Source organism: Paenibacillus sp. PK1-4R, from assembly GCF_030369595.1.
GTDB lineage: Bacteria > Bacillota > Bacilli > Paenibacillales > Paenibacillaceae > Paenibacillus.
The window spans coordinates 2,547,129-2,567,649 of sequence record NZ_CP126535.1 but is presented as its reverse complement, the minus strand read 5'-3'; the positions used below and the strand labels follow the sequence as shown (position 1 = coordinate 2,567,649).

The window sequence follows — 20,521 nt, the reverse complement described above, 5'->3', positions numbered from 1 at the left end:
ACGGCATTCCATCCCGCTCCTTTTTTTGTAATTGTCTAGGACAATCGCAAATTTAAGGTCGCGGTTGTTATCGAGGTCATGACGCATACATTCACAATAGACCTCTCCCGCTTGCTTAACCTGTACTGCCCGCAAGCAGGAATGCCTTATATACAGGAACGTGGACATAGTAGCTGTTCAATCCAGCATATCGTCCCCCATGATTTTCTTTGTCTCTCGAACCCCTTCATTTCTCCAAGCGCATAAACGTTGTCACCGAATCATTGTTCCATCAAGCCTGTGAAGAACGCTCCACAATCATCGGCTGCAACTGTTTGCCCTCAAGAGCACTCCAGCAAGCCTCTGGAATCAATTCCATTTTGGCGACTAACGAGTTTGGTTTTTTCACTGGATCGTCTTGCCCAAATGGCACAAAATACAAGTATTTAGCCACGAGCAATTTGGCGATATTCGCAGCATTCAATCCCAGACCGTCATTCGTGGAAATCGCGAGCACAAGCGGACGCTGATTGCGCATCTGCGCTTTGGCTGCCATAAGCACTGGACTGTCGGTCATCGCATTAGCCAGCTTGCTTGTTGTATTCCCTGTGCATGGAGCAATCACCAGCACATCAAGCAGCTTGGAAGGCCCTAATGGCTCCGCTTCAACAATTGTAGAAATGATATCATTACCTGTTATATCTTTCAACTGTTTTTGCCAATTTTGCGCCGTACCAAAGCGTGTATCCGTCGTCAGAACCGAATTCGAAATAATCGGAATGACGTTGGCACCTTCAGCTACGAAGCGGCTAATTACCGGCATAACCTCTTCAAACGTACAATGAGAACCCGTAATTGCATAACCTACCGTTTTTCCCTGCCAGTTCATGATTTAACCTCCCGTGCGTTCTGTTCTTCCAAAAGCAAACGGATCAACGCGTCGGCAATAATGCCGCCAGCCGTTTTGGGAGCAACAATGCCGGGGAGGCCAGGCGCAAGTAGCGCTTTGATACCGCGTTTGTCGGCATACCTGAAATCACAGCCGCCAGGAGCGGATGCGAGGTCGATAATGACAGCCTTTTGCGGCATTCTGGACAGGATTTGTGCTGTGATTATCATAGTCGGTATCGTATTAAAAAGCAAGTCAACTTCCCCGGTTTGAGCGGCCAAATCCGTTGTCATGAAAGGCTTCCAGCCCATTATTGTAGCGCGGGCAGCATCCTCTTCCCGCCTGATTCCCACCCGTACATTTGCTCCAAGTCCCTGCAATGTTTTGGCCATTGTGAATCCTGTTCGACCAATGCCAAGCACAATGCATTCCGAACCATGGATTGTGAAGTCCGTCTCCCGAATAGCTATGGCGATGGCTCCCTCAGCTGTTGGAATAGAGTTATAAAGTGCAATATCATCACGATCAAGTACTTCAACAAGTCGCAGCCCATTTTCAAGACAAAGTTCGCGCAAGAACGGCTTTGCCATACCTGTGAACACAATACAATGCTCTGGTAATGCTGCAATATGTTCCTTTTTCAAATAGATCGGTGTGTCACTGAATGAAGTACTTACTTTTCCCTGGTCATCGCAACCGACAACAGGCAGTACCAGTACATCTGCGGAAGCAAACACTTCATCCTCCAGTTCCTGGTGCTCGATCCCTGGAATGGAACGCTCTATTTTATCGAAACCCACCACACTTACCGTTGCATCCAGCTCAGCGCACTTTTGAATGACTTCAAGCTGCCGCGCATCTCCGCCCAGGACTACAATCCGGACTCCGGTCAGCATCGGGACGTCACTCCTTTCACCACATGTATGCCTTATCGTATGCAGGGGCCCACAGGGGGGTGAAAACAATAATTGCATTCCACCTTCCGTTTCTCGAATGTAAAAAAGAGCCGCCCCTGTCAGGGACGACTCTAAAGAATGGGTATATTTACGTTGCTTATTTCCCGGTATGACCGAATCCGCCTTCGCCACGTACCGTTTCCGAAAGTTCATTCACTTCCGTCAATTCAACCGCAGGCACGGTCTGGAAGACGATCTGTGCGATGCGCTCTCCCCGTACAATCGTGAACGGTTCCTGACCCAGATTAATCAACAGCACTTTAACTTCTCCGCGATAATCCGCATCAATGGTCCCCGGTGTGTTGAGGCAGGTAATACCATGTTTGAAAGCCAGTCCGCTCCGAGGACGAATCTGTGCTTCCAATCCAGCTGGCATTGCCATCGCAAGTCCGGTAGGAATCAGCGTACGCTGACCCGGCTGCAGAACAACATCTTCTTGAAGTGCAGCTACTACATCAAAGCCGGATGCCAGCTCCGACATTTTTTGAGGCAGTTTAATATCTTCATTGCCCGGCAGTTTCTGTATTTGAACGTAATGCAACAAAATCATCCCTTCTCAATCCAGCGATCGTTTTATCTGAAGCGCCAACCATAGCAAGTGCAAAAGGTTCAGCAAACATCAGATCAAGTACCGCGTTAATATCGTCCATGGTAACTTGCTCAATTTTGGTGATCATCTCATCCAGCGTATGGTGTCTGCCCAGCATGAGTTCGTTTTTACCCAGACGATTCATGCGACTGCCTGTGCTTTCCAAGCTCAGAATCAAGCTGCCTTTGAGCTGTTCTTTTCCTTTACGAAGTTCATCTTCGGACAAGCCGTTTACAGCCAGATCGCGCAGAACCTCTTTGGTCAGATCGAGCACTTCTTTGGTCTGTTTTGGTGCTGTACCCGCATATATCGTGAAAAGTCCGCTGTCCGCATGAGAGCTATGATAGGAATACACGGAGTACGCAAGACCCCGTTTCTCACGAATTTCCTGGAACAGTCTGGAGCTCATGCCTCCACCAATGGCGTTATTCAGAACAACCATAGCGAATTGCAGCGGATCTCCGATTTTACAGCCCGGGAACGAAATACAGATATGATTCTGTTCCGTTTTCTTTTTGTGAAAGAGCTGTCCGCTTTGGAAGGCTGGCATCGTGACTGCTTCCGTTACTCCATTTACATCAAAAGCACCAAAATGTTTCTCCATCAGATCAATTACACTGTCATCAATATTACCCGCGATACTAATGACCGTGTTCTCAATCGTGTAGTGCTCCTTCATATATGCACGCAGATGACTGGAATCCATCGCTTTGAGACGTTCTTCCGTACCCAGGATTGGGTATGCGAGTGGATGCTCACCATAGGCGGCCAAGGCCATCAGATCATGAACCATATCATCAGGCGTATCTTCATACATCGAGATTTCTTCCAGAATGACGTTTTTCTCCTTGATCAATTCACCATCATCCATTTTGGAGCGGAAAAACATATCAGACAATACATCAACCGCAATCGGCAAATGTTCATCCAACACTTTAGCATAATAACACGTGTATTCTTTGGAAGTGAACGCGTTCACGTTACCGCCAATCGCATCGAACTGCTCCGCAATCGCCTTGGCATCATAACGATCTGTTCCTTTGAACAGCATGTGTTCAATAAAATGTGATACTCCGTTACTTGCAGGTTGCTCATTGCGCGAACCTGTCTTGACCCATATTCCGAAAGACACAGAACGGCAGGTCGGTATCTGTTCCATGACAACTCTGAGGCCATTGCCCAGCTGAATTTTTTTCATGGTTGGCCCTCCTACATCTCTATAATTGCCTTGATCTCAACCTTGAAATTGAAATCGACATTTGGTTCCAACTGTTTGATATTAACAAAAAAACAACGTTCACTCAACCGCAGAGGTATTTACACGTTCCGAGGACAGCGTCTCACTTACTGTTCCGAGCACCAAACCTTTGGCCCGTATGGATTGAATCATACCCTTTAAAGCTCCCGAAGAAGCAGCTGTAGGGTGCATTAGAATTAAAGTGCCTGCCTCGGTATTTTTAGCAATTTTGGCAACAACAGCATCCGGGCTTGGTTTACGCCAATCCACAGTATCTACTGTCCATAACACGGTTTGCAGTCCCATGGATGAAGCAATGTCAACGGTCTTTTGATTAAAGTCACCGGAAGGCGGAGCAAACCAACGATTCTCTACGCCCAGTGTTTTATGGAGCAGATCCTGGGTTTTGCTAATTTCCAGCTTGGCCCGTTCTGCGCTCAATCGGCTCATATTAGGGTGAGAATATGCATGATTGGACATCTCATGCCCACGCTTCTGGATTTCTTTGGCCAGTTCAACGTTTTTGCTTAACCAACTTCCATCCAGAAAAAAAGTAGCCTTCACTTTCTCGGCATCAAGCGTATCCAGCATCGGTTTAATGTATTCGTTCCCCCAGGCCACATTAATCATAAAAGAAACCATCGGTTTGTTTGCATTGCCCCGATAGATCGGATGTGCACCCAAATCTTTAAGCTGAATCTCCGGCTCAATCTGACGGTAGACATACGCTATTTTGGTATTCAACGTTCCACTCAGCGCCTTACGGTATGTCGCTTCCACATCAATCTCCATGCCATTATAACCAGGAATCGCTTTCCATACCCGATCCACTCTGGCATTCACCGGAGCAATTTTCGTTTCAGCCGCTTTATCCCGAATCGCAGACAACAGCGCATCTTCTCCAGTTGCCTCCTTAAACATGTCAAAAGCATTTTGCGTACCTGGCCCATCACGGATCTCCGTAATGTATGTACGTACACTGCCAACTTGTCCGATCAATATGACCGCAGTCACACCCGCCAGAACAGCCGCCAGCTTTTTGGATTGGTTTCCCACAGCTCCATCCTCCCGCCGTCTTTGTCCCCATCATATGAGGACAAGGGCAAAAATATGAATGCTAAGCCATGGTTTCATCCTTGCTTTACATATTTAAACGTTAAAAAAAGAGCCAGAAATTCACATTCTGTCTCTTCATTCAATCTATCCATTTATAACCTGTCGCTTCGGTATCCTAGGATTGAGCCGGAGCTTCAGCAGTCAAAACTGCTTTACGGGACAAGTTGATTCGACCTTGTGGGTCAATTTCCGTTACTTTTACCGTAATGGAATCACCGATAGCTACAACATCTTCCACTTTGGCAACACGTTCAGTTGACAGTTGCGAGATGTGCACCAGACCTTCTTTGTTCGGAAGTACTTCAACGAATGCACCGAATTTCTCTACGCGTTTTACTTTGCCGACATAAATCTCGCCGACCAATACTTCGCGCACAATACCTTCGATGATCGCTTTGGCTTTATCATTCATCTCCTGGTTGGAAGAAGCGATAAAGACACGTCCATCCTGTTCAATATCAATTTTAACACCGGTTTCTTCGATGATTTTATTGATAATTTTACCACCTGCACCGATCACATCACGGATTTTGTCCGGATTGATATGCATCGTTGTAATTTTAGGTGCATATTGTGATAACTGCTCACGTGGCGTATTCATCACTTCAGTCATTTTGCTCAAGATATGCAAACGACCTTCTTTGGCTTGAGCCAATGCTTCAGACAAAATTTGACGATCAATACCATCAATTTTGATGTCCATTTGAATCGCAGTTACACCTTCAGGTGTTCCGGCTACTTTGAAGTCCATATCACCGAGGTGATCTTCCATACCTTGAATATCACTCAGAATGGATACATGATCTCCATCTTTGATCAGACCCATAGCTACACCCGCAACTGGAGCTTTGATTGGTACACCTGCATCCATCATAGCCAGTGTGCTGGCACAGATACTTGCCTGGGAAGTTGAACCGTTGGATTCCAGAACTTCAGATACGAGACGAATCGTGTATGGGAAGTCTGTTTCGGAAGGGATGACTTTGGAAAGCGCACGCTCACCCAGAGCACCATGTCCGATTTCGCGACGGCCTGGAGCACGTAATGGACGAGCTTCACCTACGCTGAATGGTGGGAAATTATAGTGATGCATGAAACGTTTCGTTTCTTCAAGACTGATTCCGTCCAAAATCTGAACGTCGCCCAGTGCACCAAGGGTACAGATGCTAAGTGCTTGTGTTTGTCCACGTGTGAACAAACCTGAACCGTGCGTACGTGGCAGCAGGGAAGTATCACATTCAATTGGACGAATCTCAGCAAGTCCACGTCCGTCCGGACGAACTTTATCATGCGTGATCAGACGGCGCACTTCTTCTTTAACGATATCGTGCAGGACTTCCTTCACGTCTTTAAGCAATTCAGGACTTTCAATATATTTCTCTTCGAAGTGAGCAACAGTTTCGTCATTCACTAGATCGATTGCATCTTGACGAGCATGCTTCTCGGCAATTTTAACGGCTTCAACCAGACGAGCACTTGCGAAATCACGCACACTGCTGTTGACTTCCGCATTAACGGCATGTAACTTAACAGCCATTTTTTCTTTACCAGCAACTTGCACGAGTTGTTCGATTACCGCAACAATATTTTTGATCTCGTCATGTCCAAACATGATTGCTTCAAGCATTACTTCTTCCGGTAATTCGTTTGCTTCAGCCTCAACCATCATGATGGCATCCTTGGTTCCTGCAACCACCAGCTCAAGTTCACTGATTTCAAGCTGTGCAATCGTTGGGTTAATGATGAACTCGCCATCAATACGTCCAACTTTCACGCCACCAATCGGTCCGCTGAATGGAACATCCGAAATGCTCAATGCTGCTGATGTACCAATCATTGCAGCGATTTGCGGTTCGCAATCCTGGTCCACACTCATAACGATATTCAGAACTTGTACATCATTCCGGAAGCCTTCCGGGAACAATGGACGAATTGGACGGTCTGTCAGACGGCTTGAAAGAATGGCTTTCTCACTCGGTCTGCCTTCCCGTTTAATAAATCCACCCGGGATTTTACCTACGGCGTACAATCTTTCTTCATAGTTCACCGTTAATGGGAAAAAGTCCAAATCTTTCGGCTCACTTGATGCTGTCACGGTACACAATACCACGGTATCCCCGTATGTTACCTTAACGGCAGCATTAGCCTGCTTGGCCAAACGCCCGGTTTCAAACGTAAGCTTTCTTCCGCCAAGCTGCATTTCAACACGCTGTTCCATGAAATTCCTCCTTTTATTCGTCCTAACTCAATGGATTCTGCATATTCACAGTATTTCCTGCTTGTCCTGCATTCATTAGCTATGTAAGATCTTGCAACATGCTAATCTGCACAACAAAAGCTCCTCACGGAGCCCCATCTACAAATATATGGCAACATGTTCATCTACAAAACAACCCGGCTGTAGGTTCCGCTTGTCCTTTTAGACAAAAGAATGACGGATAACAGCCAGGTTGGTTTTGAAAACATGTACGATAATTAACGACGCAATCCGAGTTTTTCGATCAGTGCGCTGTAACGTTTAACATCTTTGTTTTTCACGTAAGCCAAAAGCTTACGACGTTGACCTACCATTTTCAAAAGTCCACGACGTGAGTGGTGGTCTTTCTTATGCGTACGCAAGTGGTCTGTCAAACTTCTGATGTTTTCCGTAAGGATAGCAACTTGCACCTCTGGAGATCCTGTATCGGACTCGTGAGTTTTGTGCTCGTCGATCAGTTGTTGTTTACGTTCTTGAGTCAATGCCATCCTGTTCACCTCCTTCAATATAATCGCCATTAGCCTCGTCACCGCCGGTGAGAGCAAGCAACCAAGCCAAGGTTAATGTTGTCTCAATCGACAACGTAGTACAGTATATCATAATTGCCTAGTTAAAGTAAATGTAAACATACATTTAATCCTGAACCTTTAAGATAACAGGCGGCCGGCAGTTAATGCATCTTCACGAATCTGGCTGATCAAGGCATCAATGGAGTCAAACTTTCGTTCTGCACGAATATAGTGAACGAGCTCAACCTTTAGTTCCTGGTCATATAGGTGTCCATCAAAATCAAGCAGGTGCACTTCAAACGTAGGTTTCATCCCGCTTTCGTGAAACGTAGGTTTCACACCGAGATTCATTACGCCATGCAGTTCCTGTTCGCCATACTGCACACGAACAGCGTAAACACCCTTCGACGGGGTAACGTAATGATCCGTGAGTTCAAGGTTGGCTGTAGGAAATCCAATCGTTCGTCCACGCTTCTCCCCGTGAATGACGGTTCCTCTGATGCTGTAAGGTCGGCCAAGCCAGTGACTGGCCTCATCCATCTCCCCACGCTTCAACAAGCCACGAATGAGAGAACTGCTCACTTTTTCACCATTTAACAAGAAAGGAGGAACGGTTTCCACCGTCATCTCTCCTTCTCCCAAAGTACGAAGAAGTTGTTCATCCCCTGCACCCTTGTGACCAAAACGGAAGTCAAAACCCACCACCGCTGTTCGTGTCTGAAGAGGAATCAACAAGTCGTGTACAAATTGTTGCGGCCTCAACCGTGAGAAATCTTCATTGAACTCCACCACATACAGTACATCAACGCCCATTCCTGCCAAGATGTCTTCTTTATCTCTCAAGGGAGTTAAATAACCCTCGTAATCCCCTTTGCGCATAACTTCCTTCGGATGTGGATGAAAGGTCATGACCGCTGCCTGCATGCCCGTTTCCCGCGCAATGCGGACAGCTGATAAAATGACACTTGCATGTCCGAGATGCAGTCCGTCGAATTGACCAATCGCAAGCACTTGGGGCAGTGTGCTCAGCTCAGTCGAATGTAACGTCTGCGGATAGGTTAGCATTACGGTTTTCACAATCATTCACCTGCATTTCACTAGATAGGCCAAGCTTGAGCATCACCACAACTCCAAGCCCGAGACCTCTTTATTCCGGCAAAAAGACTTTAACTGCCCTCACCGTTGGTTTTAGTTCATCCCGTTCAAATATCCCCAGAAACGTACCATCCTGAGCATACAACCGCAATAAACCAGGTTGCTCTACAGGCGGTTCCAGAAGACGTGCAGACAGTTTCTGACCTTGAAGTGCTCCTTTGGCCTGTTCTTCTCCAACCTTGTGGGCCGGAATTGAAGCAATAGCCTCGTCAACAGGAATCAGCGCCTCCGCCAAAGTCCCGTCAGCCATAAGTTGTTCCACTTCTTCAATACGAAGACAACGATCTGCAGAGATACCTGCCGATATCGTACGCTCCAGTTGAACCATGGTCGATGGATATCCGAGTTGCCGGCCAATGTCTACACACAATGTACGAATATAGGTACCTTTTGAACACAAGGCCCGGAAGGATATATCGGTGGTCTCACCCTGAGTCTCAATCCCTGTAAGTTCGAGCTCATAGATTGTGACCTCACGGCTCTTACGCTCTACCGTCTTACCTTCACGAGCAAGTTCATAAAGACGTTTACCGTCTACCTTTACCGCAGAATACATGGGTGGTACCTGAGAGATCGTGCCCAGAAACTGTTCAAGCACCTGTTGAACCTGTTCCTGTGTTACTTCCACAGTCGTTTCAGCCCGCTCAATGACTTCCCCTGTCATATCCTCTGTGTCAGTAGAGAGTCCCAATCTGAGCGTAGCAAGATATTCCTTCGGAAGCTCCTGCATGTACTCCACCACACGTGTCGCCCGTCCAAGACAGAGCGGCAGAACGCCTGTAACTTGTGGGTCAAGTGTCCCCGTATGCCCAATGCGCTTCATTTTTAGAATGCGACGCATTTTGGCTACAACATCATGAGAAGTAAATCCCGCCGGTTTATATACCGGAAGTACACCTTCAAATGGCTTTACCATTGTGAATTCACCTGCTTCAGTACTTTTGCGACAATATCATCAAGTTTTCCTTCCAGACGACATCCGGCTGCGAGCACATGCCCGCCTCCGCCAAAGGTCTGTGCTAGTGCAGCAACATCAATCTTCCCAGCTGAACGCAAAGAAACCTTGACTGCATTCTCGTTGATGACTTTGAAAAAGATACCAACTTCCACGCCCTGAATGTTGCGCGGATAGTTCACTACCCCTTCAAGATCTTCATTAGCTGCTCCACAAGCCACCATATCATCTGGTGTAATAACAACCCAGGCTATCTTTCCATCATCTGTCATCTGCAGGCTTGATAGTGCCTGATTCAAAATCCGAACTTGCGGAAGAGTCACCTGCTCCAACAATGTCTGGGCGAGATAGGGTCCATCCACGCCATGTTCAAGCAGTCTGGAAGCCGTTGTCATTACATTTGGACTGGTGTTGGCATAGCGGAACCCACCTGTATCCGTAAGCAATCCTGTATAAACTGCCGTCGCAACATCTTTATCCCATGTTACTTGGAACAGGTTAAGAAAATCGAACAAAATTTCAGCCGTTGCAGCAGCATCTGATTTAATGATGTTGACTGTACCATAACCGTCATTTGTAGGGTGATGATCAATATTCAAAATAACAGCATCGTCTTCGAAATAATGACGTGTCAAACCTACTCTGGCAAAGTCTGCACAATCCACACAGATAACAGCTTTGTATTTTCGCTGCGGTGGTTCTTCGGTCATGTTCACAATGTTGCCTGCTTCCCACAAAAATTGCATGCGCCCGGGGATTTCACCTTCATTAATCATCGTGAATGTCTTACCCAGACATGACAGCAGCCAGCCCACCGTTACCGTCGAGCTGACTGCGTCACCGTCCGGCTGTACATGCGACACGACCAGGTAATCATCATGCTCCAGCAGAAATTGCTTTCCCGCCTGGAGCGCCTGTTCATAAGTGTGCATTGCCGTCTCCTCTATTCTGTTACTGGGATTCGTTCTTGTCGGAACCAATATCGCCAAGCAGCTTCTCAATTCGGCTGCCATAAGCGATGGATTCATCAATCTTAAATATCAATTCGGGAACATGCCGGAACCGGATACGTTTACCCAGCTCGGAACGCAAAAATCCATTTGCTTTTGCCAGAGCTTTGAGCGTGTTATCTTTTTGTTCCTGTTCACCGAAGACACTCAGATAAACTTTGGCTTGCGACAAGTCTCCTGTCACTTCGACTCCCGTTACCGTAATAAAGCCGATACGTGGATCTTTCAGTTCAGACTGGATGAGTAGACTGATTTCTTTCTTGATCTGCTCGCCCACTCTACCTGTACGAATCTTAGCCATCGTTGTTCACCTCATGCTTCCTTGCTTATCGTTGTACTGTCTCCATAATGAAAGCTTCGATAACGTCGCCTTCTTTGAGATCATTATATTTATCCAGTGTGATACCGCACTCGTAACCTTGTGCTACTTCTTTGGCATCATCTTTATAACGTTTCAGGGAATCCAGCTTACCTTCGTAAAGGACAATGCCATCACGAATCAGGCGTGCTTCCGCAGAACGCGTAATTTTACCCGAGGTAACCATACAACCAGCGATGGTACCCACTTTACTGATGGAGAACGTGCTCCGAACTTCAGCATGACCGATAACTTTTTCTTTGTAGATCGGATCAAGCATACCTTTCATCGCTTGTTCAATTTCTTCGATAACACTGTAGATTACGCGATGTAGACGAATGTCTACTTGCTCTTGATCTGCAGTTGCTTTCGCCTGGTTATCAGGACGAACGTTGAAACCAATCACGATGGCATTGGATGCTGCCGCCAAAATGATGTCGGACTCAGTGATTGCACCAGCGCCGCTATGAATGATTTTCACGCGTACACCTTCAACTTCGATCTTCGCAAGGGAACCTTTCAATGCTTCAACCGAACCTTGTACGTCACCTTTGATGATTACGTTCAGATCTTTGATCTCACCATCTTTGATGTGCTGGAACAGATCATCCAACGTTACGCGAGTATGTGTACCCAGATCGGATTCACGTTGCGTAATCGCACGTTTGTCAGCGATGGAACGCGCTTTGCGCTCATCTTCAAACACCATGAATGGATCTCCCGCACCTGGAACTTCAGTCAAACCTGTGATTTCTACAGGTGTTGAAGGTCCAGCCTCTTTCAGACGACGACCTTTGTCATTGACCATCGCACGGACACGACCGAAGCAGTTACCTGCTACGAAAGCATCGCCGACTTTCAATGTACCGTGCTGTACGAGGATACGTGCAACTGGGCCACGTCCTTTATCCAGCTCGGCTTCAATCACTGTACCACGGGCACGTTTGTCCGGGTTCGCTTTGTATTCGTTCACTTCTGCAACGAGCAGAATCATTTCAAGCAGACCTTCCAGACCCATTCTTTGTTTCGCTGATACGTTAACAAAGATGGTATCTCCGCCCCATTCTTCCGGAACGAGTTCATAGTTAGTCAATTCTTGTTTTACTTTATCCGGATCAGCGCCCGGTTTGTCAATTTTATTGACAGCCACGATAATTGGAAGCCCCGCAGCTTTGGCATGGTTAATTGCCTCAACTGTTTGTGGCATAACACCGTCATCGGCAGCTACGACAATAATTGTAATATCCGTAACCTGTGCTCCACGTGCACGCATTGCTGTAAACGCTTCATGACCCGGAGTATCCAGGAACGTAATTTTTTTGTTGTTGATTTCGACTTGGTATGCACCAATATGTTGCGTGATTCCGCCTGCTTCGCCGCCTGTTACATTCGTGGAACGAATGGCATCCAGCAAAGTTGTTTTACCATGGTCAACGTGACCCATGATTGTTACTACCGGAGGACGAGCTTGCAAGTCAGCAGCATCATCATTCTCTTCCAGTGTTTCGAAACGGTCATCTTCAAGCACAATCTTCACTTCAACCTCAACACCGAATTCACCTGAAAGCAGAAGGATCGTTTCGATATCAAGCTCTTGGTTGATTGTTGCCATAACGCCCATAGCGATGAGCTTTTTGATAACTTCGGAAGCATCCTTATGCAGCAACTTCGCTGTTTCACCTACGGTCATATCACCACGAACGATGATTTTCTTAGGTGTGTTATCAATTTTCTCACGTTGTTGGTACTGTTGTTGATTTCTGTTGCGGTTGTTCTTTCCACCACGGTTACCACGGAAGTTGCCACCACGATTGTCATCATAACGACGTCCACCGCCACCGCTGTTCGAACGGTTACCACTATTGTTGTTGCTGCCAGTAGTACCACCTGGGCCGCTTCTGCGTTGGCCTTGTCCTTGGCTCTGACCTTGGCCACCGCTACGGTTGCCAGCAGTACCTGTATTGCCACCGCTGTTAGGTCCTGAAGTTCTTACTTGACCGCCACCGCTGTTATTTGGACGTTGACCCGATCCTTGCGGACGGGATGCAGTACTGCTTTGTCCACCTTGAGCTGGTCTTGGACGGTTAGTTGATTGTCCTCCTTGGCTTGAGCCTTGGGAAGAGTTCGTTCTGTTGCGGCTGTCTTGGCCGCTGGGTCTTTGGGTGCCATTGTTATTGTTGGAATTTGGTCTATTGTTCATACCTACCTGCTTTTCCTGTTGTATTTTTGTTTGTACGGGACTACCGGATGGATTACTGCTCTTCGGCGTGTTCACTCCGCCGGCCGGCTTGTTGCTGTCCACTGGTTTGTCACTGCGCACTGCCGAAGTAGCAACTGGTTTTGCATCGTTGCCTTGTTTCGAAGCAGCAGTGGATTTTATATCTTTAAAAAATTGTTCCACCTTACCGACTGAACCATTCTCCATGACACTCATATGATTGTTTACGGGAATTTCCAGCTTTTTAAGAATGGTTATAATTTCTTTACTACTCATATTAAGGGACTTCGCATATTCATAAACTCGCAATTTATCCTTGTTTTCCTGTTTACTCAATATACTCCACCTCCGACATTATACCGACTTGCTTGGAGATCATTTTTGCAAACCCTCGATCCGTTACTGCAAGAACAACACGCGTGTCTTTACCGATACTTGAACCCAGACTATCCCGGTCAAATCCGATCAACAGAGGAACCTTATAAGTTCCACATTTATCGCGAAATTTCTTTTGTGTATTGGCTGAGGCGTCACCCGCAACAATAACCATTTTAGCTTCGGAAGAACGGATCGCTTTAAGTACAATTTCTTCACCTGTTACAAGTTTGCCTGCACGCATAGAGAGTCCCAGATAAGACAGCGTTTTAATATTAGTCATGTTCACGCTCCTGTGCTGCTTTGAATTCATCCTCAACCGCGATGAAGTCAGCTGCTAATTGCTCGTAAATTTCAGGTGAGACTTTGCCTTTTAACGCCCGATCCAAAGCCCGGTTTTTGAGTGCAAGCTTAAAACAGGACTCTTTGCCGCATAAATAGGCACCACGTCCGGATTTTTTGCCAGTCAAATCGATCAGCACTTCATCCTCTGGCGTTTTAACAATGCGAATCAGCTGCTTTTTGGGCATCATTTCTTGGCATGCCACACATTTGCGCAGCGGCACTTTTTTTGGTTTCATACGTCAGCGCCCCCCGTACTTTACTTTAGTCGACGGAGACGGAATCCTGATGCATTTCAGAAGAAGAATCTTTTTCTCTGCCGAATTCCTGTTCCGCCTGGCTCTCGCTCTTAATGTCGATTTTCCAGCCGGTTAATTTGGCTGCCAATCTGGCATTTTGGCCTTTGATACCAATTGCGAGCGACAGTTGATAGTCCGGAACGATAACCCGAGCCATCTTTTCTTCCTCAAATACATGAACTTCCAATACTTTGGAAGGACTCAGTGCATTAGCAACATATTCGTCAACTTGATCGGAGAAACGAACGATGTCGATTTTTTCACCGCGCAGCTCACCCACAATGGTCTGCACGCGCATTCCCTTAGGACCTACACAAGATCCAACTGGATCAACTTCCTCGTTGCGGGAATGAACGGCAATCTTGGAGCGGAACCCTGCTTCGCGAGCGACGGAGCGAATCTCAACTACACCGTCAAAGATCTCAGGCACTTCCAGTTCAAAGAGACGTTTCAAGAGGCCCGGATGGGTACGGGACAAAATGATTTGCGGCCCTTTGGTCGTATTCTCGACCTTGGTGATATACGCCTTAATACGGTCACCATGAACAAACTTCTCGTTCGGCATCAATTCGGTCAGCGGTAAAGCCGCTTCGATTTTGCCCAGATCGATGTAGATATTGCGCAAATCCTGACGCTGCACCACTCCCGTAACGATATCTTCTTCCTTATCTACGAAAGCGTTGTAGATCAGGCCGCGTTCGGCTTCACGAATCCGCTGGGTCACTACCTGTTTGGCAGTTTGTGCCGCGATACGTCCGAAATCACGCGGCGTAACTTCAATCTCCGCAATATCTTCCAGCTGGAAGTGTGGGTTGATTTCTCGTGCAGCAGGCAATGAAATTTCGGTACGTGAATCCAGGACTTCTTCCACGATCAATTTACGGGCATACACCCGAATAACTCCCGTATTACGGTTCATGTCAACACGCACATTCTGGGCCGTGTTGAAATTCCGCTTGTAGCTGGAAATTAGTGCAGCCTCGATCGCTTCAAACAGCACATCCTTGCTGATCCCTTTTTCCCGTTCCAATTCATTCATTGCTTCAATAAAATCCATACTCATGAATGTTGATCCCCCTTTCAAACATGGCATCTCATACGTAAAACGGCGAAAGGCTCTGAACTCATGAGCACCTTGCCGTTATCGTGAGATGTGTCTTTTTCATTAATAAAGTGAACAAGGCACTTAAAACAAAATAGCTAGGCGCGCACTGGCAACCTTATCATAAGAAATGGCATGCTGTTTTTTGCCTGCTTCGATCACGAGTTCCCCGTCATCAAAGGAAAGCAGCTTGCCTTCAAATTCCTTCAATCCGTTCACCGGCTCGTAGGTTGTAACAAAAACATTTTTGCCTACAGATTTGGTAACGTCCTCAGGTTTTTTCAGTGGACGCTCCGCACCGGGAGAAGACACTTCAAGGAAATAGATGGTTGGAATCGGATCGTTCTCATCCAGCTTGGCGCTCAGCTTTTCGCTGATCAAGACGCAATCGTCGATGTCGATGCCACCCTCTTTGTCGACATACACCCGTAAAAACCAGTTGCTGCCTTCTTTGACGTATTCGATGTCAACCAGCTCGAAGCCTTGTTCGTTCAAGTAGGGTTGGATCATTTCTTCCACGGTAGATTTAATGTTCGTTGTGCTCAAAACCAATAACCTCCAACTTAGGTTACACCAGCAAAAAAGCACTGGCAGATTATTCAATACCCAAGATTCTTGTATACCAAAGACTAAAGAGTGGGTTTCCCCACTCTTTAGAAATTCGTACTATCTCGTTCACTTCAAAAATTATAACATAGTCTGGTAATAGTGACAAGTAAGCGATGGTTCAGGCAGTTTACTTACTAATGAAGGAAAAATCACGTCCCCCCAACAATCGCTATGTTTAAATCCAAATTCAATCCTAGAAAAGGGAAAGCTGATTGCTCTCTGGCAAGCCACGGAAACATCCCATATTCGACAGGAGTTCAACAATGGTCTTACTTGCTTTCGACTTCTGCTGGAAGTCCTCAACCGATAGAAACTCACCATGATCTCTTGCTGCAGCAATATTGCGAGCAGCATTATCCCCGATTCCTGCCAACGCCGAAAATGGAGGGATTAGTGATTTTCCGTCAACGATGAACTTTGTCGCTTCCGAACGGTATAAGTCAATGGACTTCAGCGAGAATCCGCGTGCTGCCATTTCCAGACCCATTTCCAGGACAGGTAACATGTTTTTCTCTTTGGGAGGTGCCTGGAAACCTAATTGCTCAATTTCCGTAATTTTGCGATAGATCGCGTCATATCCCTGACACATGAGTTCGATATCAATCTCATCCGCCCGAACGGTAAAGTAAGTTGCGTAATATTCAATCGGATGATACAGCTTGAAGAACGCCGTACGTACTGCCGAAATAACATAAGCGGCCGCGTGAGCCTTCGGGAACATGTACTGGATTTTGAGACATGAATCAATGTACCATTGAGGCACTTTACAATTCTTCATCTCGTCAATCCATTCCTGTGGCAGCCCCCGTCCCTTACGAACACTCTCGGTAATCTTAAAGGCAAGACTTGCGTCCATTCCCGTTTTATAGATCAGGAATAACATTATATCATCCCGACAACCAATTACCGTCTTAATGTTACACGTTCCGTTCTTAATCAGATCCTGAGCGTTTCCAAGCCATACCCCTGTACCGTGGGACAATCCGGAAATCTGCAGTAAATCGGCAAAAGACGTCGGCTGGGATTCAACAAGCATCTGACGTACAAACTTCGTTCCCATCTCTGGCACGCCAAACGTCGCGACTGGCGACCTAATCTGTTCCGGTGTAACACCCAGTGCGTCGGTTGAGTTAAACATGCTCATGACTTTGGGATCATTCATCGGAATGGTCGTGGGATCGACACCTGTCAAATCCTGTAACATCCGCATCATAGTTGGATCATCGTGCCCCAGAATATCAAGTTTCAGCAAGTTTTCTTCAAAAGCATGATAATCAAAGTGTGTCGTTTTCCACTCCGCATTAACGTCGTCAGCTGGGAACTGAACAGGTGTAACGTCTTCGACCTCAATATAATCAGGTACAACGACAATACCGCCGGGATGCTGTCCAGTACTCCGTTTCACCCCAGTACAGCCAGAGGCCAAACGATTCAATTCAGCTCCGCGCCATTTCTTGTGATGTTCTTCCTCATACTTCTTGGCAAAACCAAATGCTGTTTTCTCAGCCACCGTACCAATGGTCCCCGCACGGAAAACACTCTTCTCACTAAAGAGTACTTTCGTATAGTTATGAGCATGAGGCTGATAATCACCAGAGAAGTTCAAGTCAATATCGGGAACTTTATCTCCTTTAAATCCAAGGAAGGTCTCAAACGGAATATCTTGGCCTTCTCCTTTAAGTGTGCCACCACAATCCGGACACTCTTTCTCTGGAAGGTCAAATCCACTCCGAACACTGCCGTCCAGGAACCACTCGCTGTGTTTGCATTCTGAATTCACACAAATATAATGAGCAGGTAGTGGATTAACCTCGGATATACCCAGGAATGTAGCAACAACAGAGGAGCCTACCGATCCCCGTGAACCTACGAGATAACCATCCTGATTCGATTTTTTAACCAAGCGTTCCGAGATCAGATAGTTGGCAGAAAAACCGTATTTAATAATTGGAATGAGCTCTTTCTCTAGTCGTGCCACGATTACTTCTGGTAATTCCTCGCCATAGATGGACTTGGCAGTGTTATAACAGGTATTACGGATTTCTTCGTCTGCACCTTCCAGAATCGGAGTAAACAGTTTGTCCGGGAATAACTTAATTTCCTCAAATCGATCAGACAACTCCACCGTATTTGTAACAACGACTTCGTAAGCTTTATCTTGGCCCAGGAACTGGAACTCTTCCAGCATTTCCTCTGTCGTTCTAAAATGTGCATCCGGTTTACGCTGATCTTTCAGTGGACTAAATCCTGTAATACCGTGAATGGTGATATCCCGATATAACTTGTCACGCGGTTCCAAATAGTGCACGTTACCTGTGGCTATGACCGGTTTATTAAGTTTTGCACCTATATCAATGACTTTACGGATCGCTGTTTTGATTTCTTCGGGTGTAGCTACCAACCCTTTATCCACCAAATGCATATACATGGTAAGTGGTTGGATCTCCAGTATGTCATAGAACTCAGCGATCTCTTCCGCTTCTTCGAGCGATTTGTTAAGTACCGCTTCGAAAAATTCACCTTTTTCACAGCCTGATATAACAACAAGGCCTTCACGCAAATTAATCAGTTTTGATTTGGGAATGCACGGTACCCGCTTGAAATGTTCCGTATGAGAGAGAGATACCAGCTTATATAGATTTTTCTTACCGACATCATTTAATGCATAGATTCCACAATGGAAAGGTCTTGTATTCGACAAGTCGACACCTACATAATCGTTCAAGCGATCAAGCCTCGTTAATCCTTTCATCTGAGCAGCATCATTTAATAATCCGATCAGGATACCCGCGAGTGCAACCGTATCATCAATGGCACGGTGATGACTTTCGAGTCCAACCTTATATTTATCCGCCATCGTATTCAGACGGTGGTTCTTATTTTTTGGAAATAACAATCTCGCCAGTTCCAACGTATCAAGGACCGGGTTAGGAAGCTCTGGCAATCCAATTTGCTTCAGGGAAGCCTGGATAAAGCCCATGTCAAAACGTGCATTATGCGCAACAAGCACACCATCACCAGCAAACTGCACAAAATCACGAATAACAGGCTCCAGCTCAGGTGCGTCTTTTACCATGTCATCATTAATATTGGTCAACTGCTGAATGTTGTAGGGAATGCGTTCATGCGGATTCACAAACGTTGCAAACCGGTCAATTTCTTTACCATCTTGCATCTTCACGGCAGCAATCTCAATAATTTTGTTCTGCGTTACCGACAGACCTGTGGTTTCGATATCAAATACGATGTATGTCGCTGTTTGCAGATCCAATGGCTGAGGAGCCATTACAACGGCAACAGAGTCATTCACAACATTGGCCTCAAGGCCGTAGATCATTTTAATCCCGTTTTTCTTAGCAGCCTTGGAAGCCTCGGGATATACCTGCACACCACCATGATCAGTGACAGCAATCGCCTTATGTCCCCACTCGGCTGCCATTTTCACGTATTTGTCAATTGAAGTTACAGCATCCATCGTACTCATTGTAGAGTGCAAATGGAACTCCACCCGTTTCTCTGGTGCATTATCTTTGCGAGACGGCGGTGCTTTAACTTCAATCAAATCCGAAGGAATCATGGCGAGTTCAGGAATTTGCATAAACCGGTCATATTCTACACGACCACGCACTTTTACCCATTTACCGTTAGCCAGCAAACTGAGAATTTTAACATCCTCTTTTGTTTTGGCAAACATCTTCATTTGCATGGAATCCGTGAAGTCGGTCAGGTAGAAGGTAAACAACGTATTTCCGTTTCGCAATTCTTTACGATCCAGTCCAAACACCGAACCTTGAAGCGTGACCTTTTTCTCTTCATCTTGGATTTCCTGCATGGGTACTGCTGGCTCCTTGATGTCATAACCCATTTGCAAACGCAGATCACCCTGCTCCTCATCCACCGGGATTTCTGTGTCCACTTCACTCATCATCTTTTCGATGACCTCAAGTTCCTCTACACGTTTTTGGGCCTGGAACTGTTCCATGGCCTCTTTATTGCTTCCTACTTCGCCCACTTGCATCTTGATGCGAAGAGGTAGATGAAAGTATTTTTCATAGAATTTCGTAATAGCCTGATCAATCTGTTTCTTACGAGCCAATTCCATCGACGTTGCATCACTCATTGTCAGTTGTAGGAGATCCTCTTCACATTCAAAGGTTGTCCGATTCATCCAGCCATTTACAGACGGAATCTCACGGGTAACCCACTCCAGAAACAGATTCCAATATTCACTGACGATATCACCATTTTGTACCTTGTCCGTATATTTGAAGCCAAATGAAATTTTGGCGATATGATTCATCTTCTCTTGAATATGCAGACAAAATGTGCGATAGATTGGAGCGGGTACCAATGTGTCCTTCGCAATCAGAATATTCCATTCGCGATTACTTCGATTGGTCTCTACTTGTTCAATCCATCCATCCAAAAAATAGGGCTCTAACAGACCAGCCGGAAGCTCTGCCTGTTTCATCAACAACTCAAACCGTTTTCTCTTCTCCTCGAATCCGCTCATCGTGTTCCTCCTTGTACCCCCTTAAAGCATGAAAAGCCCCTGCATTCAAAAAT

The 20,521-nt window shown here is 46.2% G+C and carries 17 protein-coding genes; all 17 read right to left on the bottom strand.

All coding sequences use genetic code 11. The features are described from left to right. Window positions 1–271: 271 nt before the first annotated feature. Window positions 272–868: a dipicolinate synthase subunit B gene (locus QNO02_RS11265; RefSeq protein ID WP_062833836.1), complete on the bottom strand. Its 597-nt coding sequence runs from the start codon at window positions 866–868 to the stop codon at window positions 272–274. Then, window positions 865–1,764 (bottom strand): dipicolinate synthase subunit DpsA, encoded by a 900-nt coding sequence (gene dpsA, locus QNO02_RS11260; protein ID WP_076208873.1) that lies wholly within the window; start codon window positions 1,762–1,764, stop codon window positions 865–867. Before dpsA ends, QNO02_RS11265 begins: the two co-directional genes overlap by 4 nt. Window positions 1,765–1,921: 157 nt before the next feature. After that, a complete protein-coding gene (dut, locus tag QNO02_RS11255) occupies window positions 1,922–2,368 on the bottom strand; it encodes a dUTP diphosphatase (protein WP_017689132.1) in 447 nt (148 codons plus the stop codon). Then, the gene (locus tag QNO02_RS11250) at window positions 2,328–3,611 is read right to left on the bottom strand and encodes a M16 family metallopeptidase (protein ID WP_062833834.1); all 1,284 of its coding nucleotides are present in this window, start codon (window positions 3,609–3,611) and stop codon (window positions 2,328–2,330) included. The genes dut and QNO02_RS11250 overlap by 41 nt, the downstream gene beginning before the upstream one ends. A gap of 99 nt (window positions 3,612–3,710) precedes the next feature. Further along, the gene (locus tag QNO02_RS11245; RefSeq protein ID WP_047842504.1) at window positions 3,711–4,706 is read right to left on the bottom strand and encodes a polysaccharide deacetylase family protein; all 996 of its coding nucleotides are present in this window, start codon (window positions 4,704–4,706) and stop codon (window positions 3,711–3,713) included. 175 nt (window positions 4,707–4,881) lie between these two features. Then, window positions 4,882–6,984 (bottom strand): polyribonucleotide nucleotidyltransferase, encoded by a 2,103-nt coding sequence (gene pnp, locus QNO02_RS11240; protein ID WP_249911080.1) that lies wholly within the window; start codon window positions 6,982–6,984, stop codon window positions 4,882–4,884. A gap of 257 nt (window positions 6,985–7,241) precedes the next feature. Then, a complete protein-coding gene (rpsO, locus tag QNO02_RS11235; protein ID WP_056700672.1) occupies window positions 7,242–7,511 on the bottom strand; it encodes a 30S ribosomal protein S15 in 270 nt (89 codons plus the stop codon). Between the two features lie 159 nt (window positions 7,512–7,670). Further along, entirely contained in the window at window positions 7,671–8,609 is a 939-nt protein-coding gene (locus QNO02_RS11230) for a bifunctional riboflavin kinase/FAD synthetase (RefSeq protein ID WP_502921864.1), read from the bottom strand. Window positions 8,610–8,679: 70 nt separating this feature from the next. Then, window positions 8,680–9,603, bottom strand: coding sequence for a tRNA pseudouridine(55) synthase TruB (truB, locus tag QNO02_RS11225; protein ID WP_076318528.1), 924 nt, complete (start codon window positions 9,601–9,603; stop codon window positions 8,680–8,682). Continuing rightward, the gene (locus QNO02_RS11220; protein WP_289392038.1) at window positions 9,597–10,574 is read right to left on the bottom strand and encodes a DHH family phosphoesterase; all 978 of its coding nucleotides are present in this window, start codon (window positions 10,572–10,574) and stop codon (window positions 9,597–9,599) included. Before QNO02_RS11220 ends, truB begins: the two co-directional genes overlap by 7 nt. A 19-nt stretch (window positions 10,575–10,593) precedes the next feature. Then, window positions 10,594–10,953, bottom strand: coding sequence for a 30S ribosome-binding factor RbfA (rbfA, locus tag QNO02_RS11215; RefSeq protein WP_017689140.1), 360 nt, complete (start codon window positions 10,951–10,953; stop codon window positions 10,594–10,596). Window positions 10,954–10,978: 25 nt separating this feature from the next. After that, on the bottom strand, window positions 10,979–13,564 hold the full coding sequence (gene infB, locus QNO02_RS11210; protein ID WP_091031850.1) for a translation initiation factor IF-2: 2,586 nt from the start codon (window positions 13,562–13,564) through the stop codon (window positions 10,979–10,981). After that, window positions 13,557–13,886 (bottom strand): L7Ae/L30e/S12e/Gadd45 family ribosomal protein, encoded by a 330-nt coding sequence (locus tag QNO02_RS11205; RefSeq protein ID WP_017689142.1) that lies wholly within the window; start codon window positions 13,884–13,886, stop codon window positions 13,557–13,559. The genes infB and QNO02_RS11205 overlap by 8 nt, the downstream gene beginning before the upstream one ends. Further along, window positions 13,879–14,184 (bottom strand): RNase P modulator RnpM, encoded by a 306-nt coding sequence (rnpM, locus tag QNO02_RS11200; RefSeq protein WP_017689143.1) that lies wholly within the window; start codon window positions 14,182–14,184, stop codon window positions 13,879–13,881. The genes QNO02_RS11205 and rnpM overlap by 8 nt, the downstream gene beginning before the upstream one ends. 25 nt (window positions 14,185–14,209) lie before the next feature. Continuing rightward, on the bottom strand, window positions 14,210–15,307 hold the full coding sequence (nusA, locus tag QNO02_RS11195) for a transcription termination factor NusA (protein WP_062833827.1): 1,098 nt from the start codon (window positions 15,305–15,307) through the stop codon (window positions 14,210–14,212). 123 nt (window positions 15,308–15,430) lie between these two features. Next, a complete protein-coding gene (gene rimP, locus QNO02_RS11190; RefSeq protein WP_091017262.1) occupies window positions 15,431–15,892 on the bottom strand; it encodes a ribosome maturation factor RimP in 462 nt (153 codons plus the stop codon). A 256-nt stretch (window positions 15,893–16,148) separates the two neighbouring features. After that, a complete protein-coding gene (locus tag QNO02_RS11185) occupies window positions 16,149–20,468 on the bottom strand; it encodes a PolC-type DNA polymerase III (protein ID WP_091031852.1) in 4,320 nt (1,439 codons plus the stop codon). Window positions 20,469–20,521: the final 53 nt, after the last annotated feature.